General features: G+C 69.5%; 1 protein-coding gene. It reads right to left on the bottom strand.

Annotated features, from left to right (window positions below):
* Positions 1–172: 172 nt before the first annotated feature.
* Positions 173–1,228, bottom strand: a complete 1,056-nt coding sequence (locus H4F98_RS16600; RefSeq protein ID WP_182688938.1) for an IS110 family RNA-guided transposase — start codon at positions 1,226–1,228, stop codon at positions 173–175.
* Between the last annotated feature and the right edge of the window lie 13 nt (positions 1,229–1,241).

Raw genomic sequence — 1,241 nt, 5'->3', positions numbered from 1 at the left:
TGGACGTTGATCGTCCGGGCCATCATGGAATCCGCGGCGCAGGGGCCTATCGTTCAAGCGGCCTGATGGGCCGGAATTGTTATCGGCGTTGCCTGCACCGGGACCGAACCCTTCGCCATGATCGAGATCGTCGTGGGCAACTCCTGATGGGGACGCGTTAAGTGATTGGGGGTCAGGTGGCGGGACGCTGGCTGACGTGCCCCGGGTCGAAGGCGTGGCCGTGGTGCTCCATCGCCCATAGCCTGCGGGCCAGCTTGTTGGCCAGCGCGCAGGCGGCGACGTTGTGGCCGCGGGTGTCCTGCACGGCCAGGGCCCACTGCCGGAGCGGATCGAGGGCCTGGCCGCGACGCTGTTTCACCCGGGCCGCCTGCAGCACCGCGCGGGCACCGTGGATGAGCAGGGTGCGCAGGTAGACGTCGCCGCGCTTGGTCAGCCCGCCCAGGCGTCTCTTGTGTCCCGATGAATGCTCGCGCGGGGTCAAGCCCAGCCAGGCGGCGAACTGGCGGCCGTTGCGGAAACGCGAGAGGTCGCCGGCGCTGGCACGCAGCGCGGTCGCGGTGAGCAGGCCGATGCCAGGCACGCTGCGGTAGCGCTGGACGGCCACGTCGCGCGACGCGGACTCGGCCAGTCGTGATTCGATCGCGGTCATGTCCGCCGTCAACTGGGCCAGCCGCTGCACCTGGTCCGCCACGCTGTGCCGCAAGGCCATCGGTAGCTCGTTGTCGCCATCCTCCAGCGCATCGCGCACCGCAGCCGGCACCCGTGAAGCGCCCAGCGGGATGGCCAGGCCGAACTCGCGCAGGATCCCGCGCAGCAGGTTGATCGTCGCGGTGCGTTCGCGCTTGAGGTGCTCGCGCAGCCGGTGCTGCGCCTGGATACCCTGCTGGCCGGGCGTCTTCACCGGCACCGGGTGGATATCCCCACAGCGATCGGCTTCCAGGATCCCGGCCACGTCATGGCGGTCGGTCTTGTTGCCGCGCACGTAGGGCCGCACGTCGCGGGCCGGGATCAAGCGCACCGCGTGTCCCTGCCGTTCGAAACGCCGTCCCCAATAGTGCGCGCTGCCACACGCTTCCATCAGCACCCGCAGCGGCGGGCGCCGTTCCAGCACCCGGGCGAAGGCCCGGCGCGACAAACGTTTGCGTTCGATCACCCGGCCCTGCCCATCGGCGAAGGCCAGCTCGAACACCTCTTTTGCCAAGTCGATGGCGACGGTCGTAGCATGCATGGCGTGGACTCCT

The sequence above is a fragment of the Marilutibacter spongiae genome (genome assembly GCF_014145325.1).
GTDB lineage: Bacteria > Pseudomonadota > Gammaproteobacteria > Xanthomonadales > Xanthomonadaceae > Marilutibacter > Marilutibacter spongiae.
The sequence above is the reverse complement of the archived record's forward strand: the minus strand, read 5'-3'. Positions and strand labels throughout refer to the sequence as shown.